The 26106-nt window shown below is 73.2% G+C and carries 27 protein-coding genes and 1 riboswitch; of the genes, 12 read left to right on the top strand and 15 right to left on the bottom strand.

Going from position 1 to position 26106, the window contains the following annotated elements:
* Positions 1 to 33: 33 nt before the first annotated feature.
* On the top strand, positions 34 to 1218 hold the full coding sequence (locus ACSUPR_RS09810) for an NAD(P)/FAD-dependent oxidoreductase (protein ID WP_436891940.1): 1185 nt from the start codon (positions 34 to 36) through the stop codon (positions 1216 to 1218).
* On the opposite strand, the gene ACSUPR_RS09815 is transcribed toward ACSUPR_RS09810, so the two are convergent.
* Complete coding sequence (locus ACSUPR_RS09815; protein ID WP_436890839.1) at positions 1208 to 1399, bottom strand: ferredoxin; 192 nt, start codon at positions 1397 to 1399, stop codon at positions 1208 to 1210. The two genes, ACSUPR_RS09810 and ACSUPR_RS09815, sit on opposite strands and share 11 nt — an antisense overlap.
* 131 nt (positions 1400 to 1530) lie before the next feature.
* Between ACSUPR_RS09815 and ACSUPR_RS09820 the strand changes: the two genes are divergently transcribed.
* Complete coding sequence (locus tag ACSUPR_RS09820) at positions 1531 to 3531, top strand: DUF4153 domain-containing protein (RefSeq protein ID WP_436890840.1); 2001 nt, start codon at positions 1531 to 1533, stop codon at positions 3529 to 3531.
* 4 nt (positions 3532 to 3535) lie between these two features.
* Here the strand turns inward: ACSUPR_RS09820 and pip are convergent, their stop codons facing one another.
* Positions 3536 to 4492 (bottom strand): prolyl aminopeptidase, encoded by a 957-nt coding sequence (gene pip, locus ACSUPR_RS09825; protein ID WP_436890841.1) that lies wholly within the window; start codon positions 4490 to 4492, stop codon positions 3536 to 3538.
* A gap of 110 nt (positions 4493 to 4602) precedes the next feature.
* Positions 4603 to 5472, bottom strand: coding sequence for a DUF4429 domain-containing protein (locus tag ACSUPR_RS09830; RefSeq protein WP_436890842.1), 870 nt, complete (start codon positions 5470 to 5472; stop codon positions 4603 to 4605).
* 323 nt (positions 5473 to 5795) lie between these two features.
* On the opposite strand from ACSUPR_RS09830, the gene ACSUPR_RS09835 reads away from it, so the two are divergent.
* A complete protein-coding gene (locus ACSUPR_RS09835; protein WP_436890843.1) occupies positions 5796 to 7511 on the top strand; it encodes an AMP-binding protein in 1716 nt (571 codons plus the stop codon).
* 183 nt (positions 7512 to 7694) lie between these two features.
* Complete coding sequence (locus tag ACSUPR_RS09840; RefSeq protein ID WP_436890844.1) at positions 7695 to 8753, top strand: 3-deoxy-7-phosphoheptulonate synthase; 1059 nt, start codon at positions 7695 to 7697, stop codon at positions 8751 to 8753.
* A 189-nt stretch (positions 8754 to 8942) separates the two neighbouring features.
* Here the strand turns inward: ACSUPR_RS09840 and ACSUPR_RS09845 are convergent, their stop codons facing one another.
* Positions 8943 to 9851: a penicillin binding protein transpeptidase domain-containing protein gene (locus ACSUPR_RS09845; protein ID WP_436890845.1), complete on the bottom strand. Its 909-nt coding sequence runs from the start codon at positions 9849 to 9851 to the stop codon at positions 8943 to 8945.
* A 173-nt stretch (positions 9852 to 10024) separates the two neighbouring features.
* Positions 10025 to 10125: riboswitch (glycine riboswitch) on the top strand.
* A gap of 145 nt (positions 10126 to 10270) precedes the next feature.
* On the opposite strand from ACSUPR_RS09845, the gene gcvT reads away from it, so the two are divergent.
* From gcvT to ACSUPR_RS09880, 7 genes are all read left to right on the top strand, one after another.
* Positions 10271 to 11386, top strand: a complete 1116-nt coding sequence (gcvT, locus tag ACSUPR_RS09850) for a glycine cleavage system aminomethyltransferase GcvT (protein WP_436890846.1) — start codon at positions 10271 to 10273, stop codon at positions 11384 to 11386.
* 158 nt (positions 11387 to 11544) lie between these two features.
* A complete protein-coding gene (gene gcvH / locus ACSUPR_RS09855) occupies positions 11545 to 11922 on the top strand; it encodes a glycine cleavage system protein GcvH (RefSeq protein ID WP_436890847.1) in 378 nt (125 codons plus the stop codon).
* Between the two features lie 6 nt (positions 11923 to 11928).
* The gene (gene glyA / locus ACSUPR_RS09860) at positions 11929 to 13197 is read left to right on the top strand and encodes a serine hydroxymethyltransferase (protein WP_436890848.1); all 1269 of its coding nucleotides are present in this window, start codon (positions 11929 to 11931) and stop codon (positions 13195 to 13197) included.
* Positions 13198 to 13295: 98 nt separating this feature from the next.
* Positions 13296 to 14708, top strand: a complete 1413-nt coding sequence (locus ACSUPR_RS09865) for an L-serine ammonia-lyase (RefSeq protein ID WP_436890849.1) — start codon at positions 13296 to 13298, stop codon at positions 14706 to 14708.
* Between the two features lie 766 nt (positions 14709 to 15474).
* The gene (locus tag ACSUPR_RS09870; RefSeq protein WP_436890850.1) at positions 15475 to 16101 is read left to right on the top strand and encodes a hypothetical protein; all 627 of its coding nucleotides are present in this window, start codon (positions 15475 to 15477) and stop codon (positions 16099 to 16101) included.
* Between the two features lie 10 nt (positions 16102 to 16111).
* Positions 16112 to 17755: an N-6 DNA methylase gene (locus tag ACSUPR_RS09875; protein WP_436890851.1), complete on the top strand. Its 1644-nt coding sequence runs from the start codon at positions 16112 to 16114 to the stop codon at positions 17753 to 17755.
* The gene (locus ACSUPR_RS09880) at positions 17740 to 18390 is read left to right on the top strand and encodes a restriction endonuclease subunit S (RefSeq protein WP_436890852.1); all 651 of its coding nucleotides are present in this window, start codon (positions 17740 to 17742) and stop codon (positions 18388 to 18390) included. Before ACSUPR_RS09875 ends, ACSUPR_RS09880 begins: the two co-directional genes overlap by 16 nt.
* A gap of 208 nt (positions 18391 to 18598) precedes the next feature.
* Here ACSUPR_RS09880 and ACSUPR_RS09885 read toward each other — a convergent pair whose 3' ends face one another.
* The gene (locus ACSUPR_RS09885) at positions 18599 to 20011 is read right to left on the bottom strand and encodes a sodium:solute symporter family protein (RefSeq protein ID WP_436890853.1); all 1413 of its coding nucleotides are present in this window, start codon (positions 20009 to 20011) and stop codon (positions 18599 to 18601) included.
* 181 nt (positions 20012 to 20192) lie between these two features.
* Entirely contained in the window at positions 20193 to 21026 is an 834-nt protein-coding gene (locus ACSUPR_RS09890) for a MurR/RpiR family transcriptional regulator (RefSeq protein WP_436890854.1), read from the bottom strand.
* A 146-nt stretch (positions 21027 to 21172) separates the two neighbouring features.
* Here ACSUPR_RS09890 and ACSUPR_RS09895 point away from each other — a divergent pair, with 146 nt between their 5' ends.
* Positions 21173 to 22426 (top strand): amidohydrolase family protein, encoded by a 1254-nt coding sequence (locus ACSUPR_RS09895; protein WP_436890855.1) that lies wholly within the window; start codon positions 21173 to 21175, stop codon positions 22424 to 22426.
* An 11-nt stretch (positions 22427 to 22437) separates the two neighbouring features.
* Here the strand turns inward: ACSUPR_RS09895 and ACSUPR_RS09900 are convergent, their stop codons facing one another.
* From ACSUPR_RS09900 to ACSUPR_RS09940, 9 genes are all read right to left on the bottom strand, one after another.
* Positions 22438 to 22548, bottom strand: coding sequence for a type II toxin-antitoxin system RelE family toxin (locus ACSUPR_RS09900; RefSeq protein ID WP_436890856.1), 111 nt, complete (start codon positions 22546 to 22548; stop codon positions 22438 to 22440).
* A gap of 163 nt (positions 22549 to 22711) precedes the next feature.
* A complete protein-coding gene (locus tag ACSUPR_RS09905; protein WP_436890857.1) occupies positions 22712 to 22915 on the bottom strand; it encodes a type II toxin-antitoxin system Phd/YefM family antitoxin in 204 nt (67 codons plus the stop codon).
* 196 nt (positions 22916 to 23111) lie between these two features.
* Entirely contained in the window at positions 23112 to 23702 is a 591-nt protein-coding gene (gene amaP / locus ACSUPR_RS09910) for an alkaline shock response membrane anchor protein AmaP (RefSeq protein WP_436890858.1), read from the bottom strand.
* A 2-nt stretch (positions 23703 to 23704) separates the two neighbouring features.
* Positions 23705 to 24310, bottom strand: a complete 606-nt coding sequence (locus tag ACSUPR_RS09915; protein WP_436890859.1) for a DUF6286 domain-containing protein — start codon at positions 24308 to 24310, stop codon at positions 23705 to 23707.
* An 86-nt stretch (positions 24311 to 24396) separates the two neighbouring features.
* The gene (locus ACSUPR_RS09920) at positions 24397 to 24768 is read right to left on the bottom strand and encodes a hypothetical protein (RefSeq protein WP_436890860.1); all 372 of its coding nucleotides are present in this window, start codon (positions 24766 to 24768) and stop codon (positions 24397 to 24399) included.
* Between the two features lie 11 nt (positions 24769 to 24779).
* On the bottom strand, positions 24780 to 24953 hold the full coding sequence (locus tag ACSUPR_RS09925; RefSeq protein ID WP_436890861.1) for a hypothetical protein: 174 nt from the start codon (positions 24951 to 24953) through the stop codon (positions 24780 to 24782).
* A 32-nt stretch (positions 24954 to 24985) separates the two neighbouring features.
* Positions 24986 to 25300, bottom strand: a complete 315-nt coding sequence (locus ACSUPR_RS09930; protein WP_436890862.1) for a hypothetical protein — start codon at positions 25298 to 25300, stop codon at positions 24986 to 24988.
* A 2-nt stretch (positions 25301 to 25302) separates the two neighbouring features.
* Positions 25303 to 25773, bottom strand: a complete 471-nt coding sequence (locus ACSUPR_RS09935; protein WP_436890863.1) for an Asp23/Gls24 family envelope stress response protein — start codon at positions 25771 to 25773, stop codon at positions 25303 to 25305.
* A 61-nt stretch (positions 25774 to 25834) separates the two neighbouring features.
* Complete coding sequence (locus ACSUPR_RS09940; protein ID WP_436890864.1) at positions 25835 to 26035, bottom strand: CsbD family protein; 201 nt, start codon at positions 26033 to 26035, stop codon at positions 25835 to 25837.
* Positions 26036 to 26106 lie beyond the last annotated feature (71 nt).

Raw genomic sequence — 26106 nt, forward strand, 5'->3', positions numbered from 1 at the left:
ACAGTGCGAAACATCGTCATCGTCGGCGCCGGGATGGCGGGGCTGCACACCGCGGCGGCCCTGCGCGAACGCGGCTTCGAGGGGCGTGTCACGCTCATCGGCGAGGAGCCGCACCGGCCCTACTCCCGGCCGCCGCTGTCCAAGGAGGCCCTGACCGGGATGGGCCTGGGCGAGGGCCCCCTGGCGGGCAACCGGGCGCTGCGGCTGCTGGAGGACGCCGAGATCGACGCCCTGGACCTGGACTTCCGTCCGGGCACCCGGGCGGTCGGCCTGGACACCGCCTCCCGCACGGTCGAGCTCGACGACGGCGGTGTTCCCTACGACGGCCTGGTGGTCGCCACCGGCGCCCGGGCCCGCCGCCCGGACACCGGCCTGGCCGGGGTGCACGTGCTGCGCACCCTGGAGGACGCCGAGGCCGTGCGCGCCGCGATCGCCGAACACGGGCGGCTGGTGGTCGTGGGCGCGGGGTTCGTCGGCGCGGAGGTGGCGGCCAGCGCCCGCGCCCTGGGCGCCGAGGTCACCCTGGTGGAGGCGGCCCCGACCCCGCTGACCCGGGTGGTCGACCCGCGGGTGGGGTCGGTGCTGACCGAGCTGCACCGCGAGAACGGCGTGGACGTGCGCCTGGGCGTCGGCGTGGAGGCCTACGAGGGCGCCGGGCGCGTCGAGCGCGTACGGCTCGCCGACGGCCGGACCGTCGAGACCCCCCTCGTCGTGGCGGGCGTCGGCGTGCACCTCAACACCGAATGGCTCCGGGGGTCGCTCGACCTCATGCCCGACGGGTCGGTGCGCTGCGACGAGTACTCGGCGGCCTCCGCTCCCGGCGTGTACGCGGTCGGCGACCTGGCGAACTGGCCGCACCCCCGCTACGGCGGGCGCGTCCGGCTGGAGCACTGGACCAACGCCGGGGAGCAGGCCGCGGCGGCCGCGCACAACCTGCTCGCCGGGCCGGAGGCGCGGGAGCCCTTCACCCCGGTGCCCTACTTCTGGTCCGACCAATACAAAATGAAGGTCCAGCTGCTGGGACAGGGTGCCCCGGCCGATGAGGTCGCCATCGTGCACGGGTCCGTGGAGGACCGTAAATTCGTGGCGTTCCTCGGCCGGGGCGGCATGCTGACGGGCGTCCTCGGGCTGCGCTCCACGCCGCGCACCATGCGGTACCGGGGGCTGCTGGAGCGGCCCACCACCTGGGAGGAGGCCCTGGCGGCGGTCAGTCCGTGACGGTGACGGCCCGCCTGGGGCAAAGCTTCTCGGCCCTGCGGACCCTGTCGTGGAGCTCGGCGGGCGGCTCCTGGGTGAGCAGGTACAGGAAGTCGTCGTCCCGCACCTCGAAGACCTCGGGGGCGGCGCCCGTGCACAGGGCGTTGCTCTCGCACAGGTCGCGGTCGACCTCGACTCGCATGGTGTGACTCCTCGCGCGGACGGAAGTGCCACACCGCACACTACGCCGGTCCTCCGGCGAACCGGCGGGCCGCGAACGGAGTCCCACGGTGTGCGGGAACCCCCCGCCCAGAGCCCGAACCGAGGTGCACCATGGCCGTTACCGACTCCCCGCACCCCCCGCCGCCCCCTCCGCGGCAGCCGCACCGCCCACCGCACGGGCAGCAGCCCCCGTACCCCCCGTACCTGCCGCCGAGCTACCGGCCGAAACCGCCGCTGCCCCCGGCCCCCGCCTGGCTGCTCATCGCGGTCCTGGCCGTGGGCGCCTTCTCCGCCCTGTTCGCCGCCCTGGCCCGCCCGGGCCTGGGACTGGTCCTGACCGGCGCCCTCGCCGGACTGGCCGCCCTGGTCGCCCTCCTCGTCCGCCCGGCGATCCCGGAGGTGCCGGCGGACGAGGACGACGACGAGGACGGTCCCGGAGCGGGGGCGGGCGCCGCGGGCGGCGCCCCGCCCGGGGCCGGAACAGAGGACAAGGACCCGACTCCCGCTGACACCGGGGCCAGCGGCGGAGCGGACACCGCGGACGGCACCCCGCCCGAGACCGGCCCGGAGGACGGGGACCCGCGACCCCCGGCACAGGCCGAGGCCGGGCCCGGCGGCGAGGCGGACAACGCGGACGGCACCCCGTCCGGAGCCGGGGCGGAGGGCGGGGATCCGCAGAGCCCCGCGGACACCGGGGCCCGCGACCGGCCGGCCGGGCCTGCGCCCTCCGGGTGGAACGGCTGGGAACCCGCGCCCGGCGGCGGCTGGCGCCCCGCCGGAAGCCCGGTGGAGGAGGACGGGGAACCCGACCGGTACTCCCACACCTGGTCGGCGGTCTTCGGGGTGGTCGCCGCGGCGCTGCTGCTCACCGCCCTGTTCCGGGACGCCGGATGGCTGCTCTTCTGGACCCTCGGCGGGGCCTTCCTCTCCGCCTCGCTGGCCTTCGCCGTGCGCGGCCCCGGGTCGCGCACCGGCACCGTGGGAGTGGTCTCGGGCGCGTTCGCGCTGGTGCGCAACCTCTTCTCCACCCCGCGCTTCCTGCTGGAGCCCCTCCGCGGCGGCCGGACCCGGCGGCTGGTGCTGCCCGTACTGCTCACCGCCCTGGTCACCGGTGCCCTGCTGCTGGTCTTCGGCCTGCTGTTCGCGTTCGCCGACCCCGTCTTCGCCCGCCACCTGGGCGCCCTCCTGGGGCCGCTGACCGAGGACGCCTCGTTCTTCGGGAGCCTCGTCCGCGTCGTGTTCCTGCTGGTCACCGCCCTGTTCACCGGGTCGGCGGTGCTCACCGCGCGGCTCCGGAGCCCCGCCCCCGCTGCGCGGGCCGAACGGGAGACCGGACTGCCGGTGTGGGCGTGGACCATCCCCCTGGGCGCGCTGACCGCCCTGTTCGCCGCGTTCCTGGCGGTGCAGGCCGTCACCCTGTTCGGCGGCGACGACTACGTGCAGCGGGTCGCCGGGGTCACCTACGCCGAGTACGCCCGGCAGGGGTTCTTCCAGCTCGTGGCCGTCAGCGTCCTGGTCCTGGGCGTCATCGGCCTGTCCGCGCGCATCCTGCCCTCCCGGCCGCGCGGCGTCCGCCTCCTGCGCAACGCCCTGCTGGGAGCGCTGTGCGTGCTCACCCTGGTCATCCTCGCCTCGGCGATGTACCGCCTCCAGCTGTACATCGACGTGTTCGGCCTGACCCGGCTGCGGACCGTCGCCGAGGCGTGGATCTTCTGGAGCGCCCTGGTGTTCGCCCTGGTCCTGGCCGCCGGCGTGCTCGACACCCTGGGCCGGCCCGCGGTGTGGCTGCCCCGCGTCGTGGCCGCCACCGCCGGGGTGTCCCTGGCCGTGTTCGCCTACGCGAACCCCGACCTGCGCATCGCCGAGAGCCACCTGGGCACCGAGCTCAACGGGGCGGACCTCATGTACCTGAAGGACCTGTCCGCCGACGCCGTCCCCGCCCTGGTGCGGCTGGAGGAACCCGACCGCGACTGCGTTCTGGCCGACGATCACACCGGCCACGGCGAGGACGGCTTCGCCTCCTGGAACCTGTCCCGGGAGAGGGCGGAGGCGCTGCTGCCCCCGCCCCCCGCCGTCACCGCCTGCGGGGACCGCTACGGGTACGGCCGGTGACCCGTCACCCGGCGAAGCGGTCCGTCGCCTCGATGAGGCGGTCGAGGATGCCGGGCTCGCTGAACGCGTGCCCGGCGTCGTCGACGACGTGGAACTCCGCCTCCGGCCACGCCCGGTGCAGGTCGTAGGCGGTGCGCACCGGGGTGCACACGTCGTAGCGGCCCTGCACGATCACCCCGGGGATGTGCCGGATCCGCTCGGCGCCCTCGATGAGCTGCCCCGGGGTGAAGAACCCCCTGTTGACGAAGAAGTGGTTCTCGATCCGGGAGAACGCCAGCGCGTACTCGTCCTCGGCGTGCTGCTCCCGCAGCTCCCTGTTCGGCAGCAGGGTCACCGTGGAGCCCTCCCAGACGCTCCACGCCCGCGCCGCCTCCACCCGCGTCGCGGGGTCGGGCGACTCCAGCCGCCGGGCGTAGGCGGCGATGAGGTCGTCGCGCTCCTCCTCCGGGATGGGCGCCAGGTAGGACTCCCACAGGTCGGGGAACATCATCGACGCCCCCTCCTGGTAGAACCAGCGCAGCTCCTCCTCGCGGAGCGTGAAGATGCCGCGGAGGATCAGCTCGGTGACCCGGGCGGGGTGGGTCTGCGCGTAGGCCAGGGCCAGGCAGCTGCCCCACGATCCGCCGAAGACCTGCCAGGCCTCGACGCCGATCATCTCGCGCAGCCGCTCCATGTCCTCCACCAGCGTCCAGGTGGTGTTGGTGGACAGGTCGGTGTCCATCCTCCCGGCGTGCGGGGTGGAGCGCCCGCAGTTGCGCTGGTCGAACAGCAGGATCCGGTACCGTTCCGGGTCGAACAGCCGCCGGTGGTCCGGCGTGCAGCCGCCGCCGGGACCGCCGTGCAGGAACACCGCGGGCTTGCCCGCGGGGTTGCCGCACAGCTCCCAGTAGACGCGGTGTCCGTCGCCGACGTCGAGCATGCCCGAGTCGTACGGTTCGATGGGCGGGTACAGCGTGCGCACAGAGTGGCCTTTCCTGGTGTTCGTCATGTGCCCCGGAAGGGACTCCGGGGCGGGCCGTGCGGGGGGCGGCCGGGATCCCTCCGGCGGTGGGTGCCTCTGCCGCGGCCGGGCTAGAGGCGACCCAGGAGTTCGGCCTTCTTGGCGGCGAACTCCTCGTCGGTGAGCAGGCCCTCCGCGTGCAGGCGGCCCAGCTCGCGGATCTTGGCGAAGACCTCCTCGGCCCCGCCGGCGGAGCCGCCCTCCAGCGCGGGCCGGGCGGACGCCTCACCGATGTACGCGTTGAGGGTGGCCGCCATGAGGAAGGTCTCCTCCGCGCCCTTGGAGCCGTGCGAGGCCAGGGTGAAGAAGTCGTTCTCCAGGGAGGTCGCCTCGGGCAGGGTCACCCCGCGCAGCACGACACGCAGGTACCCCTCGGTGACGTCGACCTGGGGGTGCCAGTGCACCGACTCGATCTCCGACAGCCGGTACTCGCGGGACTTCTCCTTCTCCTTGGCGGTGCTGGCCAGCCACCCGTCCCACTGCAGGCGCACCTTCTCGCCGTCGAAGGAGACCGACCCCTCGGCGGTGCGCGCCTGCACCGGCGGGCGGGCGACCAGGCCCCGGGCGACCTCGTCCCGGTCGAGCCCCCCGGTGAGGGTCTCGCGGGCGTAGCGGGCCAGGTCCCGGATCTTGTCGGCGACGTACTCGGCGACCAGCTCGGTGTCGTGGGGGCCGGTGAGGGCCAGCGGCGTGAGCGCGTCCCGGGCGGACGCGCCCAGCGCGGTGTAGGGGTCCAGACCGGGGGCCAGGTCCAGCCGCAGCCGCCATCCGTGCCTGCGGTCGCCCTGGTGGAAGTCCACCTCGCGCACCGCGGCCAGCGGTACCTCGGCCCCGCCCAGCGCCTTGAACAGCGTCGGCACCTTGCGCCCGGCATCGAAGCGGATCCGGACCGTCTCGTCGTCGACCCTCCAGAGGGCGTGATACCCGCGCAGTTCCTCCATGGGTCCCCATCCTAGGGCGTGCGCCCGCGGGCCCCCGCTGCGCTGCGACCGCGGACCGGCCCCGCGGCGGCGGGCTCCCGGCGGCGCGTCCGACGGCCCCGCCGTGGCGCTCCCGGGTGGGCCGGACCCCGACCCCGTATCCTTGGACGTCAGGACACGATCCGATGGCGCCGGGTACGGGGCGGACTCGGGACCAGGACGCCCCGCACCGTCCGGGGCGTTCGACCGGACCCATGCCACCCGCACGCGGCTCCGCAGAACGGTGGGAACCGCGGCGTCCCGGCCCCGGACCGAGGCGGGCGGAGATCCGAAAGGTCGAAGCGATGTCCAAAGAGGCTGCCGAGGGTGCCGCGGAGTTCCGCGCGGCCCGCGACCTGCTCCTGCGGCTGCGGGAGGACCGCGAGGCGGCGCACCGGGAGTTCGCCTGGCCGCGGCCGGAGGTGTTCAACTGGGCGCTGGACCACTTCGACGAGGTGGCCGAAAGGCGGCCGGACCGCACCGCGCTGTGGATCGTCGACGAGGACGGCACGGAGGAGAAGCACACCTACCGGCGCATGTCCGAGCGCTCCTCCCAGGTCGCCAACTGGCTGCACGCCCAGGGGGTGCACGCGGGCGACCGCATCCTGGTGATGCTCGGCCCCCAGGTGGAGCTGTGGGAGATCACCCTGGCCGCCGTCAAGCTCGGCGCCGTGGTGGTGCCCACCGCCACCAACCTCACCGAGGGCGACCTGCTGGACCGGCTCGAGCGCGGCGAGATCAGGCACGTGGTGTGCTCCCCGGTGGACACCGGGAAGTTCGAGGGCCTGCGCGGGCACTGGACCCGGATCTGCGTGGGGTACATGGACGGCTGGCTCGGCTACCCCGACTCCGAGCACGCGGGGCTGGAGTTCCACCCGCCGCAGCGGGTCGGCCCCGACGCCCCGCTGCTCGTCTACTTCACCTCGGGCACCACCGCCAAGCCCAAACTGGTGGTGCACACCCAGCGCTCCTACCCGGTGGGGCACCTGTCCACCATGTACTGGCTGGGTGTCCGGCCCGGGGACGTGCACCTCAACGTGTCGGTCCCAGGCTGGGGCAAGCACGCCTACAGCAGCGTGTTCGGCCCCTGGAACGCCGAGGCGACGGTGCTGGTGGTGCGCCAGGAGCGCTTCTCCCCCGAGCGGCTGCTCGACGAGATCGTGCGCTGCGGCGTCCACACCTTCTGCGCCCCGCCGACGGTGTGGCGGATGCTGGTGCAGACCGACCTGGCCTCGTGGCGGGTCCCCCTGCGCGAGGCCCTGGCCGCCGGGGAGCCGCTGAACGCCGAGGTGGTGGGGCGCGTGCGCGAGGCGTGGGGCCTCACCGTGCGCGACGGGTTCGGCCAGACCGAGACCACCCTGCTCGTCGGCAACTCCCCGGGGCAGGACGTCGTCCCGGGGTCGATGGGCCGCGAGATGCCGGGCTACCGGATCGTGCTGGTGGACCCGGCCACCGGCGAGCCCGCCGACAGCGGCGAGATCTGCGTGGACCTGTCCGAGGACCCCGTGGGGCTCATGGAGGGGTACGCCGACAACCCGGACCTGACGCGTTCGGCGACCCGGCGGGGCCTGTTCCACACCGGGGATCTGGCCTTCCGGGAGGCCGACGGGCACATTACCTATATCGGCCGCGGTGACGATGTGTTCAAGGCGTCGGATTACCGCATCTCACCATTCGAACTCGAAAGCGTCCTCATCGAACACGAATACGTGGCCGAGGCGGCGGTGGTCCCCTCCCCCGATCCGCTGCGGCTGGCGGTCGCCAAGGCGTTCGTGACCCCGGCCCCGGGCGTGGCGCCCACGGCCGAGGCGGCGCGGGCGATCCTGGAGCACGTCCGTGCCCGCCTCTCCCCGTACAAGAGGGTCCGCCGGCTGGAGTTCGCCGAGCTTCCCAAGACCGTGTCGGGCAAGATCCGCCGGGTGCAGCTGCGCCGGGAGGAGGCCGAGCGCGGTCCCGTCACGGACGGTTCGCGCCACCCCGGCGAGTTCTGGGAGGAGGACCTGGACGGCCGGGACGCCTGAGGGAAGGTCCGCCGGAGAAATTCGTCTCGGTCCGTGAGATGAACATTTCTCCATTATTCGGTGTTCAGGGCGCTCGTCATGTGACCCTCGTCCGAAATACCGATCCGACCGCGTTCCGGTCCCGTGGCCGCGCTAGTGTGCAGAGTGGCGGCACCGCGAGAGCAAGGACAGGGGACCAGCAGCATGCCCAGCACCAACGACACACGGGTGGTCGACTACAAGCCGCTCATCGCCCCCCGGGACCTGCTCGCCGAGCTTCCCCTGGGGTCCGAGCGCACCGCCCTGGTCGAGCGCTCCCGCGCCGAGGTCAAGCGGGTCCTGGACGGTGAGGACGACCGCCTGCTGGTCGTCGTCGGCCCCTGCTCGGTCCACGACCGCGAGTCGGCCATGGACTACGCCCACCGGCTGGCCGCGCTGACGCCCTCGCTGAGCGAGGAGCTGTGCGTGGTCATGCGCGTGTACTTCGAGAAGCCGCGCACCACCGTCGGGTGGAAGGGCCTCATCAACGACCCGGACCTCGACGACACCTACGACGTCCAGCGCGGCCTGCGCCTGGCCCGCGAGATCCTGCTGGACATCAACTCGCTGGGCCTGCCCGCGGGCACCGAGTTCCTCGACCCGATCACCCCCCAGTACATCGCCGACGCCGTGTCCTGGGGCGCGATCGGCGCCCGCACCACCGAGAGCCAGGTGCACCGCCAGCTGAGCAGCGGCCTGAGCACGCCGGTGGGCTTCAAGAACGGCACCGACGGCGACGTGCAGGTGGCCGTGGACGCGGTGGGCGCCGCCGCCGCCTCCCACACCTTCTTCGGTGTGGACCCGGCCGGGGCGGGCTCGGTCGTCGTCACCGACGGCAACCCCGACTGCCACGTCATCCTGCGCGGCGGCCGCACCGGCCCCAACCACGGCGCCGCCTCGGTGGAGGCCGCCCTGGACGTCATCGGCCGGGCGGGTCTGCCGCGCCGCCTGATGATCGACGCCAGCCACGCCAACAGCGGCAAGGACCACGAGCGCCAGCCGGGTGTGGCCGCCGAGATCGCCGCCCAGGTCGCCGAGGGCCAGCACGGCATCATCGGCGTCATGCTGGAGAGCTTCCTCGTCCCCGGCGCCCAGAAGCTGGGCGACCCGGCGGACCTGGTCTACGGCCAGTCCATCACCGACAAGTGCATGGGCTGGGACACCACCGCCGAGGTGCTGTCCACCCTGGCCGAGGCCGTGCGGTCGCGCCGCAAGACCGCCTAGCGCCCACCTTTCCGGCCTCCGCCCGGTTCGTGCCCGGCTCCCGCTCCGGAGTCCGCAGAACCCCGCCGACGCCCCGCGCCCGGACCGCCGGGAGCGGGGCGCCGCCGTCCGGGGCCGCGGACCGTGGTGGCACCCCCCGGGGTGCGGCATCGGCTCCGTCCCCGTGGTGCTGCGCTCCCCCGGCGACCCCTAACGGGAGCCGGGCTCCTCGGGCAGGACGTCCAGGGCGGCCAGGAGCTCACGGCCCAGGTCTCCACAGCCCACCCGTCGCCCGCCACCACCCTCAACGGACGCCTCCGGCGCAGACCCTTCCCCGTCCTGTGCCCCCGCACCGGCCTCAACGGACGCCTCCGGCCCAGACCCTCCCCCGTCCTGTGCCCCCGCGCCGGCCTCCAGGCGCAGGGCGAAGGTGTGGGTGCCCGCCGGACCGGTGACCCAGCCGACCCACCAGCCCGGCGCCCCCGCGTCGACGTCGCAGGCCTCCCGGGCGTGCAGGGACCGGCCGCCCGCCTCCTCCACCAGGGTGGCCGCGTGCAGCGCCTCCTGGTGGGCGGCCTCCACCGGCAGCTCCCCGCGGGCCAGCCCGGCCAGGAACGCCGTCTGCTCCACCGCGGAGATCCCCAGCGGCCCCCGCGCCCAGAAGTCGTCCGGCTCCGCACCGACGTCGCGGTCGCCGTAGTCGAACCGGTCCACCCACGTGGCCAGCCGCTCCCGGCCCACCTCCTCCACCGCGCCCCGGTGGGCCGCCTCCCCGGCGCCCACCACCGCGCCCGCGTCGTCCACCGTCCCCGTCTGGAGCGCCACCAGTGCCGTCACCAGATCGAAGGTGCCGCCCGGGACGGCGCGCTCGCGCGCCCGCTCCGGGTCCACCATCACCGAGGTGCGGTCCTGTGTGTCGTAGAGCACGAACGTGCCCGAGGCCCCCGCCCGGGCGAACACCGCGGCCAGGTCCGCCCGCTCCACCGCGGCCACGTCCCCGCCCACCGCGGCGGCGTTGTCCGCCCCCGGCGCCGGGTCCGCCCCCTCCCGCGGCGCGCTGCAGCCGAGCAGCGCCGCCACCGCCGCGCCAGCCACCGACGCGCACCCGATCCGTCTCATCCTCCGCGTGTCCACCAGCACTCGGTCTCCCTCGGTGCACGAACCGCCACGACCCGTCCAGGGGACACGGTAGCCCGTGCGCGCCCCCTCCGTCCGGGATTCCCCGCTCCCGTCGCGCGGGCGGTGCCGCCCTTGGGAGGCGCCCGGGGCCGCTGCTAGGGTGAACGTGTTGCTGACCCCGTACGGGAGAGTGCCCGCGCATCCGGCGCGGGCCGCCGAAGGAGCAATCCCTCCCCGAAACAACCTCTCAGGCACAGTGGACCGTACGGGCGAGACCACTCTGGAAAGCAGGGACCGCCGTCCCTCGCCGAAGGTGCAAGCCACGCCGAGCGCGCGGTGAAGCTCTCAGGCACAGATGACAGAGGGGGAGGATGGCAACGCCTATGCACGACACGACGCCCATCCTCTCGGGAGTGCCCATGTCAGAGCCCGCGTCCGCACCGCGGCCCACCGCCCTGCGCGCGGTCCACGAGAAGGCCGGAGCCTCGCTCGTCGACTTCGCCGGGTGGCTCATGCCCCTCCGCTACGGCAGCGAGACCGCCGAGCACAAGGCCGTCCGCGAGGCCGCGGGCCTCTTCGACCTCTCCCACATGGGCGAGATCCGCCTCACCGGTCCCGACGCCGGACGGGCCCTGGACCACGCCCTGGTCGGGCACCTGTCCCGGGTCAAGCCCGGCAAGGCCCGCTACACGATGATCACCGACGCCGACGGCGGCGTCCTGGACGACCTCATCGTCTACCGGCTCGGCGAGGAGGAGTACCTCGTCGTGGCCAACGCCGCCAACGCCGAAGTCGTCTCCGCCGCCCTGGCCGAGCGCGCCGCCGGGTTCGACGTCGAGGTCTCCGACGAGTCCGCCGAGTACTCGCTCATCGCGATCCAGGGCCCCCGGGCCGTGGAGATCCTGGCCCCGCTGACCGACGCCGACCTCGACTCCATCGGCTACTACGCGGGCTACGAGCACACCGTCGCCGGGGTCCCCGCCCTGCTGGCCCGCACCGGCTACACCGGCGAGGACGGCTTCGAGATCTTCGTCAGGCCCGCCGGGCGCGCCGTCGAGGTGTGGGAGGCCCTCCTCTCCGCCGGCGCCGACCGGGGGCTGGTCCCCGCCGGGCTGGCCGCCCGCGACACCCTGCGCCTGGAGGCGGGCATGCCGCTGTACGGCCAGGAGCTGAGCACCGACCTCACCCCCTTCGACGCCGGACTGGGCCGTGTGGTCAAGTTCGACAAGGAGGGCGACTTCGTCGGCCGGGCCGCCCTGGAGGAGGCCTCCCGCACCGCCCGCCCCCGCCGCCTCATCGGCCTCGCCGCGCGCGGACGCCGTCCGCTGCGCCGCGGCCAGGACGTCCTGCGCGACGGCGCGGTCGTGGGCACCATCACCAGCGGCGCCCCCTCCCCCACCCTGGGCCGCCCCATCGCCATGGCCTACGTGGACGGCGAACTCGACACCGCGACCGGCACGTTCACCGTGGACGTGCGCGGACGCGGCGAGGACGTCGACGTGGTCGAGCTGCCGTTCTACAAGCGGCAGGCCTGAGAACGTGGGTCCCGCACCAACGGGACCCCACGCGCCCCGCGCGGCTGAACCCCTACCGGGATCGGCACGGCCGGGGCGCGACCGGACGTAGGCCGGGGCCGGGCGGCCGTCACCCGGCGGCGCGGCAGGAATGAAGAGAACCTCCAAGGAGAGTTGAAGTGAGCGTTCCCACGGAGCTGGGTTACACCGCCGAACACGAGTGGGTCTCGATCGAGGACGGGATCGCCACGGTCGGCATCACGGCGTTCGCCGCCGAGTCCCTCGGCGACATCGTCTACGTCGAGGCCCCCGCCGCCGGGACCGGTGTGAGCGCGGGCGAGACATGCGGCGAGGTGGAGTCCACCAAGTCCGTCAGCGACATCTACTCCCCCGTCGACGGCGAGGTCGTCGAGGTCAACGCGGACCTCGACCAGGAGCCCGAGTCCATCAACTCCGACCCCTACGGCGCCTGGCTGTTCAAGGTGCGCCTGTCCGGGGAGCCCGGCGAGCTGCTCTCCGCGGAGGAGTACACCAAGCTGACCGAAGGCGAGGACTGACCCCCGATGGCCACCGACAACACGCTCGACCAGAGCCTGAGCGAACTCGACCCGGAGGTGTCGGCCGCGATCGACGCGGAGCTGGCCCGCCAGCGCGACACCCTCGAGATGATCGCCTCGGAGAACTTCGCCCCGCAGGCCGTCATCGAGGCCCAGGGCACCGTCCTGACCAACAAGTACGCCGAGGGCTACCCCGGCCGCCGCTACTACGGCGGGTGCGAGCACGTCGACGTGGTCGAGCAGCTCGCCATCGACCGGGCCAAGGCCCTGTTCGGCGCCGACCACGCCAACGTGCAGCCGCACTCGGGCGCCCAGGCCAACACGGCCGTGTACTTCGCCCTGCTCAAGCCGGGCGACACCATCCTCGGCCTGGACCTGGCCCACGGCGGCCACCTGACCCACGGCATGCGGATCAACTACTCCGGCAAGGTCCTCAACGCCGTGGCCTACCACGTGCGCGACGAGGACGGCACCGTCGACTACGACGAGGTCGCCGCCCTGGCCAAGGAGCACCAGCCCAAGATGATCGTCGCGGGCTGGTCCGCCTACCCGCGTCAGCTGGACTTCGCCCGGTTCCGGGAGATCGCCGACTCCGTGGGCGCCCTGCTCATGGTCGACATGGCGCACTTCGCCGGCCTGGTCGCCGCGGGCCTGCACCCCAACCCGGTGCCGTTCGCCGACGTGGTCACCACCACCACGCACAAGACCCTGGGCGGCCCGCGCGGCGGACTGATCCTCAGCAGGGCCGAGCTGGCCAAGAAGATCAACTCCGCGGTGTTCCCGGGCATGCAGGGCGGTCCGCTGGAGCACGTGATCGCGGCCAAGGCCGTGGCGCTCAAGGTCGCGGCCGGCGAGGAGTTCGCCGACCGCCAGCGCCGCACCGTGTCCGGCGCCAAGCTGCTCGCCGAGCGGCTGACCCGCCCCGACGCCGCCGAGGCCGGCGTCAAGGTCGCCTCCGGGGGGACGGACGTGCACCTGGTGCTCGTCGACCTGGTGGACTCCGAGCTCAACGGGCAGGAGGCCGAGGACCGGCTGCACTCCATCGGCATCACGGTCAACCGCAACGCGGTGCCCAACGACCCGCGGCCGCCGATGGTGACCTCGGGCCTGCGGATCGGCACCCCGGCGCTGGCCACCCGCGGGTTCGGCGACGAGGACTTCGCCGAGGTCGCCGACATCATCGCCGAGGCGCTCAAGCCCGAGTTCGACGCCCGGTCGCTGAGCTCCCGGGTCCGGGCGCTCACCGAGAAGTACCCGCTCTACCCCAACCTGTAGGGCCCCGCCGTGCGGGGCCGCGGCCCCGCACGGCGTTCGTCCGGCAGGCACGGCACCGTGCTCCATGAGGCCCTGTGCTCAACGAGGAGGACAGACCTTTGGCCATCAGCGTTTTCGACCTGTTCAAAATCGGTATCGGACCGTCCAGCTCGCACACCGTCGGGCCGATGAAGGCCGCGCGCACGTTCGTCACCCGGCTGCGGGAGGACGGGCTGCTGGACGGGGTGGCGCACGTGCGCGCCGAGCTGTACGGGTCGCTCGCCCTCACCGGCAGGGGCCACGGCAGCGACACCGCCGTGGTGCTCGGCCTGCTCGGCCACACCCCCGAGGGGGTGGACGTGGACGCCGTGCCCGCCCTGGTGGAGCGGGTGCGCACCGAGCGCTCGATGGCGCTGGGCGGCCCGGACGGGCCCGTGGTGGGGTTCGACCCGGCCGTGGACGTGGACTTCCGCCGCAAGGAGAGCCTGCCCGACCACCCCAACGGGATGCGGTTCGTCGCCCGGGACGCCTCCGGCGCCGAGCTGGCCGCCAAGGTGTACTACTCCGTGGGCGGCGGGTTCGTCGTGGACGAGCGGGCGGCCGGGGCCGACCGCATCAAGGCCGACGACACCGTACTGCCGCACCCGTTCTCCACCGCCGAGGAACTGCTGGCGCTGTGCGCGGAGACCGGCATGTCGATCAGCGCCGTCATGCGCGCCAACGAGCGGGCCTTCGGCCGCACCGACGCGCAGATCACCGACGGACTCCTGGAGATCTGGTCGGTGATGCGCCAGTGCGTGCGGCGCGGGGTGACCACCGAGGGCACCCTGCCCGGCGGGCTGCGGGTGCCGCGCCGGGCCCACCGGCTGTACCGCCAGCTCGGCGGCAACTGCGACGGGTCGGGACTGCTCGCCCCCACCACCGCCGACCCGGACCCCATGCGCGGCAGCGACTGGATCACCCTGTACGCGCTGGCGGTCAACGAGGAGAACGCGGCCGGCGGGCGGGTGGTGACCGCCCCGACCAACGGTGCGGCGGGGATCGTGCCGGCGGTGCTGCACTACTACACGCACTTCAGCCCGGGGGCGGGCGAGGAGGGCGTGGTCCGGTTCCTGCTGACCGCCGCCGCGATCGGCATCCTGTTCAAGCAGAACGCGTCGATCTCCGGCGCAGAGGTGGGCTGCCAGGGCGAGGTCGGCTCGGCCTCGTCCATGGCCGCCGCGGGGCTGGCCGAGGTCCTGGGCGGCACCCCGGCCCAGGTGGAGAACGCCGCGGAGATCGCCATGGAGCACAACCTGGGCCTGACCTGCGACCCGATCGGCGGCCTGGTCCAGGTCCCCTGCATCGAGCGCAACGCCCTGGCGTCGGTCAAGGCCATCAGCGCCGCCCGCATCGCGCTGCACGGCGACGGCAGCCACTTCGTGTCCCTGGACAAGGTCATCAAGACCATGCGCGACACCGGCCGCGACATGCACGACAAGTACAAGGAGACGAGCCGCGGCGGCCTCGCCGTCAACGTCATCGAGTGCTGACGGTCCGGCGGTCCGTGGGGAGAGTGCGCGATGTCCGGGTGACAGACGCCTCCGGGCGGCCGAGGCCAGGGCTTGTTCGGCGGATGCTCTCGTGTGGCTCGGCGCCTGCGCCGGGTGCCGGGAGCGGTCGTCAGGAGATCTCCCGCGAGGCGACGAGCGCAGGCCGGCCCGGGTTCGGCCGTCCGAGCGCGGTCGGCGCGGCGGGAGGCGGCCCGACGGCCGCGACCCGGAACGATCCGCCGAACACGCCCTGAGTACAGGGGGCAGCCGTGCTGACGACGTTCGGTCTGCAACCCACCGCGCCTTCTCGGACCGCGGTGAGCCTGGCCGACGGCGGACACCCTCCAGGCGGAGCCTCACAGCCGACCCCGGTTCCGGCCGGGGATCGGCCGAGCGGTGAATACGTCCCAGGCCCTGTACCCGGGAACCGCCCGGCGTACCCGGTCCCAGGAATCGACCCGTCCCGACGTCACCGAGCGCCGACCCCTGGTTGTTAACACTTAGCGCACTCCAATGCGCTTGACCACGGTGGTCGAGATGTGTACCGTCATTCCTTGAAGGGCGGTGTACACGGTCCCGTTTCCGGCGAACCGCGAGGGGTCCGTGTGCCCCCACCCCGGAAACAGCCGTGCCCCGGGTGGCATGCGATGCAGAGGCGAACCCGGGGCGTACGTCCCCCATGGTACCCGATCTGTCGCCCCCTACCCTCCGCGGCCCGACCCGAGGTAGATCGAAGGTTGTCGTGAGCACTGGTTTCCCTGAGTGGATGGCTTCCGCGTACTCCTCCCCGCGTCTGGCGCCCTACCTCCGGCACAGCCGAGACGACCCGGCCAGGGCCGTCAACCTGTACAACTGGAACGTCATGGTCTCCGCTGCCTTCCTGGGGCCTTTGCACACGTTCGAACTGTCCCTGCGCAACTCCATCCACAACCGGCTGAGTGCCCACTTCCGGCAGGAGGACTGGTGGAACAGGGCTCCGCTGGACAATGAGGGGCAGCGCCTCGTGCGCCAGGCGCAGTCCCGCTTCCGCGGTTCGACCGCCCCGGACGCCGTCGTCGCCGAACTGTCCCTCGGCTTCTGGACCTCACTGGTCGCCCGCAGGTACGACCGGGATCTTTGGGTCCCCGCACTCCACCGCGCGTTTCCCGGCTACCGGGGCCCGCGCCGCGACCTCCAGGACCAGCTCTACTCCCTGCGCCTGCTGCGCAACCGCATCATGCACTTCGAACCGATCCACCACCGCCATCTGGAGGCGGATCACGCCAAGCTCTATCGGGTGCTGTCCTACATCAACCCGGAGGCTGCAACCGGGATCAAGCCCATGGACAGGGTGCCCGAGGTGCTCATGGTCAAGGAGCAGATGTGCAGGGGCGACCTGCCGCCCAGCTTCTAAGGAGACGGATGTGGACACACCCGCGAGAAGAACCGTTTCTCAGGCGCAGATCGCCGCTCACGCCCGAGTCAGCCGGGCGGCGGTCACCAACTGGCGCAAACGCGGCAGGGATTTCCCCGACCCGGTGGACACCGGGTCGGGCCTGTTCGACCTCGACGAGATCCTTGCCTGGTTGTCAAAGCGCACCATTCCCGCCGACGCCCGCCGACCGGGTGAGGAGGCGGGTACGACCTACGCCGATCGGGTACGCGCCTCCCTGGCCGATCCGGGTCCATCCCGTCTTCCCGGACGCGCGCGGACGAAGAGCACCACCCACGGAGGACGGGCCCTGGACCGGTCCTTGCAGCGGATCCTGGACCACCTGCGCGGCCATGCCTCTCTCGACACCAATCTCACGTTCCTCCTCCACCTCATCGACATCTCCGTGTCGCGTGAACAGGAATGGCGGGAACTCCTGCGGCAGCGCTCGTACTTCGGCGTGGCCTCCTCCCTCATGTCCCTGTTTCCCGGGCAGAGGCGCGGCTTGCCGGATCCGACGGACCTGTTGCACGTCCTGCCCCGGGTCCTCGGAGAGGTCGAGGCACTGGTCTCCGGCGGAGACCGGAGGGAGCGGGCCATCACAGCCTTCGAGCGGGTGCTCACTCTCCTGACGGACACGCAGGGCAAAGCCGGAGCGGTGTGGCAAACCCCTGAATCCGTTGTGGAGATCGCCGTCCGGATGCTCGATCCGCGCATGCCCCTCCGCGATGTGCACGACCCCTACTGCCGGACCGGCGAGTTCCTCATCTCCGTGGAGAGGCGGCTGCGCGGAGGCCGACCAGCGGCCCGGCCCCTGCTCAGCGGAATCCCGGGCTCAGACGAATTGTCGGACATGGCCACCATGCGCCTGCGCGTCCACGGTGTCGAGGCCGAACTCGTGCCCGGCGCCAACCGGTACGGCCTGCGGCACCGCACCCGGGCCGATCTCGTCCTGGTCAACCCGCCGTTCAATCTGCACTGGGCGGACGTCGAGCATTCCACCGGCGACCCGCACTGCTTCCCCTACGGGAGGCCGCCCGTTTCGAACGCGAACTTTGTGTGGCTGCAGTCCGCCGTGACCACGCTCCGGCCGGGTGGACGGGCCGCCGTCGTCATGCCGCCGGGCACCGCGTTCTCCTCCCATCCCCGGGAACAGGCCATCCGGGCGGCCATGGTCGAGGATGGTGTGGTGGAGGCCGTGGTATCACTGCCGGACCGCCTCTTCTCGAGTACGGGCATCCCCGTCGACATCTGGCTTCTGGGAAGGCCGACCGACAAACCCTCCGAGGTCCTGTTCGTCGACGCGCGGAGACTGGGAACGGTGCCCCGTACCAAACGCGAACTCGCCGCCGGAGAAATCGACGACATCGTCGCGACCGTGCTGAACTGGCGCGGAGGCCGACCCGCTTCGGGTATGGGGCGCGCCGTCGGCCTGGGCGAGATCCGCGAGCGGAACCACTCCCTGCTCCCCGCCTCCTACGTCCCCCCTCCCGCCCCGACCGTCGAGGTGGACGAGGAGCCGGAGAGGTTCGAGGCCCTCACCCGTCGGTTGCACCTGCTGGAGGAGCGGCTGGCGGCCACCGACGCCCCCGTCCGCCACCTGATCGAGGAGACACAGCGATGGACTCGTCCCTGAACGATGGGGGCACCGGCGACCGGGTGGAACGACTCCTGGGAGAGGTCTGCGGGATCCAGGCCGGGGTTTCGGGGAGGGGCACCTCTTCCCAGGGGTTCTCCGACCGGGGGACGCCCCTGGTCCGCCCTCTCAACATCGTCGAACTGCGCGTCTCCGAGCATGGCCTGGCTCGCGTGCCCGACGAGAACGCCGCTCGACTGGGTGACCGGTACCGCCTGTCGGCGAACGACATCGTGACGGCACGAACCGGCACGCTCGGCAGGTTCGCACTGGTCGAGCAGGAGCAACAGGGATGGCTGCTGGGCGGCCAACTGCTGCGGCTTCGTCCCTCAGCGGAGGTCGACCCGAACTACCTCGTGCACTACCTCGCCCTGCCCAGGATCCGGGCCTGGATCGACGCGCACACCTCCGGCAGTACCATCCCCTCGATCACACAGAAGATGATGGAGTCTCTTCCCGTGCGGCTTCCGCCTCTGGAGGTCCAGCGGGAGATCGGCGAGAAACTGGCGCTCCTGGACGCCCGGATCCGCTTGCAGGCCGAGGTCCTGGAGACCACACGGGAGCTTCGCGCCTCCTTGGCCGAACTGCTCTTCGCCGAGCCCAAGACCTCTTCGGACCATTCCGCCACGGCCTGAGGGCCAGGTCGGCCGATGAGGCCGCGGGGGTCGGGAGGCGAAGGTGCAGCAGGGACGCGGCGTGGGACGGTCCGGCCGGTGGGCACGCGCGGCTGCGCACAGCCCTATTCCCCGCACTCCGCCGCCTCGGCCCCGAGCCACCGTGGCGACGAGCCGCGGCGGCCTCGCCGTCAACGTCATCGAGTGCTGACGGCGGGCCGGGGAGCGGTCAGGCGGACGCGTCGGCCGGGACCGGGCCGACGGACTCGGGCGCCCGGGTGCAGAGGCTGACGGCGACCAGCGCGACCAGTGCGGCGGGCAGCGCGACGATGACGCCGTTGAGGCCGCCCGGCGTCCCGGCGAGCTGCCAGCCGATGGTGGTGGCCGCGCCCGCCACCAGGGCGGCGACGGCGCCGGCGGTGGTCGCCCGCCTCCAGAACAGCACCGACAGGACGACCGGCGTGATCGCCGCCCCGTAGATCGTGTACGAGTACATCTGGAGCTCGAGCACGGTCGGGAAGAACAGGCCCAGGGCGACGCCCAGGACCGCGACGCCCAGGACCGACAGGCGCTGGACCAGGAGCTTGCGGCGCTCGTCCACGTGCCCGCCCGCGAACCGGGCGTACAGGTCGAAGGCCACGTTGGAGGCCCCCGACAGCATGTACGAGGAGCCCGTCGTGATGACGAACGCGACCGCGCCCGCCAGGATGGTGCCGCCCAGGACGGTGGGCAGGTGGCCTTCGGAGGCCAGGCTGAGGATCGCCATGTCGCCGTTGATGCCGGGCATCAGGACCGCGGCCGCGGTGGCGAGCAGCACCACCGGGACGAAGACGAAGAAGCTGCCCACCAGCATGCCGAGCGTCGAGGAGCGGGCCTCCTTCTCGTTCCTGGCCGCGGCGAGCCGCTGGTACATGTTCTGGTCGGCGAGCAGCAGCAGGAAGAGGGGCAGGAAGTAGCCGAGCAGCTGGAGGGCGGTGAGCCCGCCGCCGGACGTGGCGGCCTGCTCGGGGAGCCCGTCCCAGTAGGCGCCCGGGCCGCCGATCGCGGCGAACACCAGCGGCACCGACACGAAGAGGCCGAGCACGATGAGGATGGCCGAGAAGAAGTCGGTGTAGGCGACGGAGAACAGCCCGCCGGTGATGGTCAGCACGGTGACGACGACCGCGATCAGGACCGTCCCCTGGGTGGGGCCGAGCGGGGTGACCAGGCTGACCACGTAGCCGCCGCCGACGAACTGGGAGGCGGTCAGGCCCAGGTAGGCGAGGGTGGTGACCGCCGCGGCGACGGTGCGGACGCCGATGCCGAAGCGCGCCTCCAGGAGTTCGGGGATGGTGTGCCGGGAGGCCCTGCGGATCCGGCGCGCGGCCAGGAGCAGGACCAGGATCCCCAGCGGGGTCCCGGCGAAGAACACCATTCCGGCGGTCGGCCCGTAGGTGTAGGCGAAGTTGGCGCCGCCGATGATGGTCCCGGAGCCGACCCAGGTGACGAGCATGGTGGCGATCATGACCGGGCGCGGCAGGCTGCGCCCCGCGAACAGGAAGTCGTCGCCGCCGCGGAGCCTGCCCGAGCGCAGGAAGTACAGGGCGATCCCCAGCATGGCCAGGAGGTACACGATGAGGATCACGAGATGGGCGGTTCGCATGGGTCACCTTCGCGGCGGGGTGCGGGGCGGGATGGAGGGGAGGGGCGCCGCCGGGGCGGCGCGGTCCGGCCATGAAAACAGCCCAGCCCGTGAAATGCAACACTTATTGCATTCAACGTGACCCTGATCACAGAAAGGAGAGTCGGGTCCCGTCCTCGCAGGTCGACCGTCCGCGGAACACTCAGAACAGCTCCGTCTCCTCCCACAGGCGCTCGGTCTCGCGCACCGCGCGCAGCACCTGCTCGCCCCCGATCCGCGCCAGCTCGGCCAGGACCGCGTGGACCACCGACATCGCCGGGGTCAGCGACGGGAACATCCCCACCCCCTCGCTGGGCACCAGCAGCACGTGCGCCGCGTCCTGCGCCAGCGGCGAGTCCCGGCGGTCGGTGATCACCGCCACCGGCACGGAGCGCTCCGCCGCCACCCGCGCCGCCGACCCCAGGGCCCTCGGCAGCCGCCACAGGTCGCAGGCCAGGAACAGGTCCCCGGCGCCCATCCGGGCGAGCGCGGCGACCAGCGCGGTCCCGCCGACCTCGAAGCGCTCCACGTCGTACCCCATGATCCCGGCGGCGTGCGCGAGTTGCAGCCCCGGCGCCGCGAACGTGCCCGAGCCCACCACCACCGTCCGGCGGGCGCGGTGCACGGCCGCCGCCAGCGCTCGGACGCGGCCGGGTTCGAGCGTGGCCTCCAGTGCGCGCAGGCCCTCCCGGTCCGCCCGGAACGCCGCCTGCACGGGATCGGCGTCGGATCCGGCGTGCTCGGCCAGGACCTCGCCCGCGGTGAGCGAGGCCAGGTAGCGGGAGCGCAGCTCCACCCGCAGGGCCGGCCAGCCGGAGAACCCGAGAGCCTGTGCGGCCCGCACCACCGTCGCGACGTTCACCCCGGCCCGCTCGGCCACCTCCGCCGTGCTGGCGTAGGAGGCGAACCTGGGCTCGTCGCGCAGCACCCGGACCACGCGCTCGGCGGCCCGGCCGAACCGGCCCTCCCCCAGCGCGGCCTCGATCCAGTCCGCCATCACCCCTCCGTCCGGCCCGCCGGGCCCCCCGGGGGCGCACCGCTCCCCCAAGCGATACCACCACCCGGATGCACCCCGGCACTTGCTGCAACATATATTGCATATACGGCGTGGGTCACACGCCGACCGCCGCACCGGAGGTATCCATGACGCGCCCGTCCCGCCCGACGACCCTGTTCACCGACGCCGGCCTGCTCGACCCCGAGACCGGGACCCGCACCCCCGGCTGGCTCCTGGTCGAGGACGGCCGTATCGCGCGCAGGGGCGGCGGTCCGGCCCCCGGGGTCGGCGACGCGGTCGAGGTCGTCGGCCTGGGCGGGGCCACCCTCATGCCCGGGCTCATCGACGCCCACGTCCACCCGACCGCGTTCAGCGCCGACCTGGGCGCGGCCATGGACCACTCCCCCTCCTACGTCGCCGCCTACGCCGCCCGCTCCCTGGAGGACATGCTCCGCCGCGGCTTCACCACCGTCCGCGACGTCGCCGGCGGCGACTGGGGCCTGGCCCGCGCCGTCGACGAGGGCCTCGTCAACGGCCCGCGGCTCATGTTCGGAGGCAAGGCGCTCTCCCAGACCGGCGGCCACGGCGACTTCCGCGGGCCGGGCCGCCAGGGCAACGACACCCACGCCTGCTGCCCGGGGGCGGGCATCGTCTGCGACGGCCCCACCGAGTTCCGCCGGGCCGCCCGCGAGCAGCTGCGCACCGGGGCCCACCACCTCAAGATCATGCTGTCCGGCGGCGTCGCCTCGCCCACCGACCGCATCGACTCCACCCAGTCCTCCGAGGACGAGATCCGCGCCGTGGTCGAGGAGGCCGAGGCGGCCAACCGCTACGTCACGGGCCACGCCTACACCGCGCGCGCGGTCGACCGAGGTCTGCGGCTGGGCGTGCGCTGCATCGAGCACGGCAACCTCATCGACGAGGGCAGCATCGAGCTGTTCCTGAGGTACGACGCCTTCCTGGTGCCGACCCTGGTCACCTACCAGGAGCTGTCCCGCCGGGGCGCGCAGGAGGGCCTGCCCCCCGAGAGCCGGGAGAAGGTCGACACGGTGCTCACCCGCGGCCTGGACTCCCTGCGCATGGCCCACGAGGCCGGGGTGAACCTGGTCTTCGGCAGCGACCTGCTCGGCGGCATGCAGGACCGGCAGAGCGAGGAGTTCGCCATCCGCGGCCGGGTGCAGCCCGCCGCGGACGTGCTGCGCGCGGCCACCGTGAACGCCGCCCGCCTGCTCGGCCTGGAGGGGACCGTCGGCACACTGCGCGAGGGCGCCCGCGCCGACCTCGTCGTGGTCGACGGGGACCCGCTGGCCGACATCTCGGTGCTCGCCGACCCGGAGCGCACCGTGCGCGCCGTCCTGCGCGACGGCCGGGTCCGCCACCGCCGCACCGGCCCCCGCTGACCCCGCGCCCCTCAACGCGACCGGTAGGCGTCCGCCCGGTGCCCGATGGCGGTGACCGTCACCGTCTCCTGTCCGTCGCCGATGACGTACAGCACATGGTGGGCCCCCGGCGGGCCCACCATGTGCCCTCGAAGGGCGGATGCAGCAGTCGCCTCCCCAGGCGGTGCGGGTTCTCCAGGAGGGGGCCACTGATGAACTCGTGGACGGCGTGGGCGATCTTCTCCGGCAGCCGGACGGTGAGCGCTCGCGCGGCCGTCCCGGTGATCCTCGGCCGGTGGGAGCCGGTCACGTATCACGCCTTTGCTCGGACATCAGCGCGGCCGGGTCTTCGGCTTCCAGCACATGACCGGATTCGACGTCGGCGCGGGATCCGGCCGATCGGCCCATGATCTCGGGGGAGGCCGGTACATCGAGCGTCTCCTCCAGGGCTTCCAGGTCATCAGTGGAGATCAGGACGGCACTCTCACGTCCGTGGCGGGTGATGACCACCCGTTCGTGAGTGCGTTCGGCGTCATCGAGGAGTTCGGAGCCTGTTCCGGGCTTCGGTGAAGGGCGGAGTCGTCATGCCGTCAGCATGCCCATGGAACGCCTCGAGGTATGTACAGAAACCTCCGAGGGCCGGATCGGGGGCCGGTGGGACGCGGAACGCCCCGCCCCCGGGAGGGCGGGGCGCGGGGCCGGGCGGTCAGGCGAGGCTGCGGCGGGGGTTCTTGGCCGGGGCGGTCATCGACATGCGCACCACCGCCGGAACGCTCTCCAGCTCCAGTGAGCGGCGCAGGTTGGCCAGCGCCTCGGACCGCACCCGCTGCCACACCCCGGTGACGTCGGCGTCGTCGTCCAGGGTCAGTGCCAGCCGCAGGTGCGGCTCCTCGGCCGACTCCGTGAGGCGGGCCCGCGCCCGGCGCACCCCCGGGTAGTCGGCGACCTCCTGCTCCAGGGCGCCGCGCGCGACGCTCTCGGAGATCTCCACCCGCCCCCGGGGGTCGCGGTCCAGCACCAGGCGCCCCACCGTGTCGTTGAGCCCCTGCACCAGCAGCCAGCGCAGTGCCAGGAACGCGGCGGCGAACGCCACCGCCACCACCGCGTACGGCACCCAGGGGGCGGCCAGGACGCCGCGGACCCCGTCGTTGAGCAGGACCTCCCCCGCCAGGCGAGATCCGAACACCCCCTGCCCGGCCGCGAGCGCCGCTGCGCCGGCCGCCACCAGCAGGACCCCCACCAGCAGCAGTCCCTGCCGGTTGCCCCGGGCCGACCTGCGCGCCCTGTCCCGTGCCATGGTCACCCTTCCCCGTAGCGGACATGGGTGGCGATCCGCAGACTGCGCAGCGGAGCCAGCTCCTCCAGCCGCCGCTCCACGGCGGCGGTCACCTCCGCCGGGAGTTCCGGCGCATCGCGCATCCCCGTGCGCACCTGCACCCGGATGCGGCTGCCGCGCACGTGCACCCCGACGTGGTCGACGCCGCTGACGTCCTGGGCGGCGGCGGCCACCGCGCGGCGCAGCGCGCTGCGGGTCATGCCCACGACCAGTGCCGGGTCGTCGGTGCGCAGCGCCGTCCAGTGCCCGCGCCCCGGCGCGAGCGCCGCCGCGATCAGGACGAGCCCGATCAGGGCCAGCAGCCCGGAGGCGATCTGCACGGACGGCTGCGACCAGGTGGTGGTCTGCGCGTACTCCGTCGCGCCGCCCACGGGGAACAGGCCCAGCGGGCTGCCCGCCAGCGCGGCGATGACCTCGGCCGCGGCGATGACCGCGACGATGAGGACCACGAACCCGGTGAGCACCGCGGGCCATGACCGGCGGGGGCGGAACGTGTGGACGGCCACTCTCCTGGCCTCCCGGTCGACCCCCTGGTCGGGACGGCCGAGCACCTCTTCCACGGTGGTCATCAGTACTCCTAGCACGGCGGCCCCCGACCGGGCCGGGGAGGACGGGCCACCCCGGCCCGCCGTCGCGGAGCGGTGGAACGGTGCGGTCAGCGCACCGTTTCGGCGATCTCGATGTCGATGTGGTGCACCTGTTTGCCGGTGGCGTGCTCGACCCGTTCCCGGACCCGGGAGCGGATGAGAGCGGCGGTCCGGCGCAGGGGCTCCGGGTAGTCCACGCAGACCCGCAGGCGCAGCAGGACGACGTCCCCGCTGACCCGGGCGCGGACCGCCCGCCCCCGGGCCGCCGGCCGCGCCCCGGCGACCTCGCCCGCGGCCCGGGCGGCGGTCTTCTCGATGACCCCGGTCCCGATGTCCGTGCGCCCGCCGGGGTCGGGCCGCTGCCCGGAGCGGACGTGCCGCCCCCGGTCAGCGGTCTCCCCCCGCTGCCGGGGGACCTCGTGTGTACGCGTTCCCGCCACGGCCGCGCCCCTCAGGCCGAACGCCGCGAGAACATCTCGCTCAGGTCGATGTCGCCCTCCATGGCCCGGCCCGCGACGAATCCGGCCAGGCCCAGGACCAGTACGAGCGCGAAGGCCGCGAAGCCGCCGAACGCTCCCGCCAACCCCAGTACCGTCCCGTAGGACAGTCCGACTATGGGCCACATGGCCTCCCCCTTCTGTCCAGCGCTGATCTCGTTCACGGCCGGGCCCGGGTGCCCGTCGCGCCGGCGACCACGTCCTCCACGCAGATGTGGACGGCGCGGCCGCCGGAGAGCGGGGCGAGTTCCCTGCGGAGCTCGCCCGCGATCTCCGGCAGCGGTCGCCCGAAGTGGACCACGACGCCGACCTCGGCGGTGTCCGCACGCACCGCCACCCCCCGTACGCGGCCGCCCGGCACGGGGGTGGACAGCGTCCCGAAGGCCCCAGCGGACAGTTCGACCACGTGCGGGGACCGCAGGGCCGCCCGTGCCATCCGCCGGGCGGTCTCCCCCGGCTCGTCGACGCCGGCCACGGCTACTGGACCCTGGGCGGGGCGTCCCCGCCGTCACCGCTGTCACCGTCGTCCTCATCGGGCAGGTGGATGTCGTCCACCCTGATGTTGATCTCGGTGACCTCGAGGCCGGTCATCTTCACGATGGAGTTGGTGACGTTGCGGCGCACGGCCGTGGCGATGTCCTGGATGGCGGCGCCGTACTCGACGACGAGGTCGATGTCGACGGCGGCCTGCCGCTCCCCGACCTCCACCGCGACGCCGCGCGCCACCGATCCCTTGTCCCCGCCGCCGGTGACGACGTCCCTGACGGCCCCCATGGCCCGGGCGGCCCCGCCGCCCATGGCGTACACGCCGCCGATCTCACGGGCGGCCATGCCCGCGATCTTGGCGACGACGCCGTCGGCGATGTGGGTGTGGCCGCCCTCGGCGTCCCCCGGGCCGTTCGCCATCCGGGCGCCCGGCACCTTGGCCTCGGTCCTGGTATCCGACACTGGTCCCCCTACGCAGTGTGCAGGCGAGCCCGTTCGGGCTCCGGTCGTGTGGACGGCGGCGTCAGCGCTTGAAGACGCCCTTGATCTTCTCGCCGGCGTTCTCGACGGCCTTCCCGGCCTTGTCCTTCGCCTTGTCGGCGGCGTCCTTGGCGCCCGCCTTGGCCTGGTCGACCTTGCCCTCGGCCTCCGTGGACCGGTCGCCGGCGGCCTTGCCGTAGGCCTCCTTGGCCTTGCCGCCCAGGTCGTCGAAGTGCTTACCCATGTGTTCACGCCCCTTCGCCCGGGACTCCCGCCCCGGGGTTTCGGACCGAAACCCGCGACCCGCTTCCCCCG

The sequence above is a fragment of the Nocardiopsis dassonvillei genome (assembly GCF_964273065.1).
Lineage (GTDB): Bacteria > Actinomycetota > Actinomycetes > Streptosporangiales > Streptosporangiaceae > Nocardiopsis > Nocardiopsis dassonvillei_B.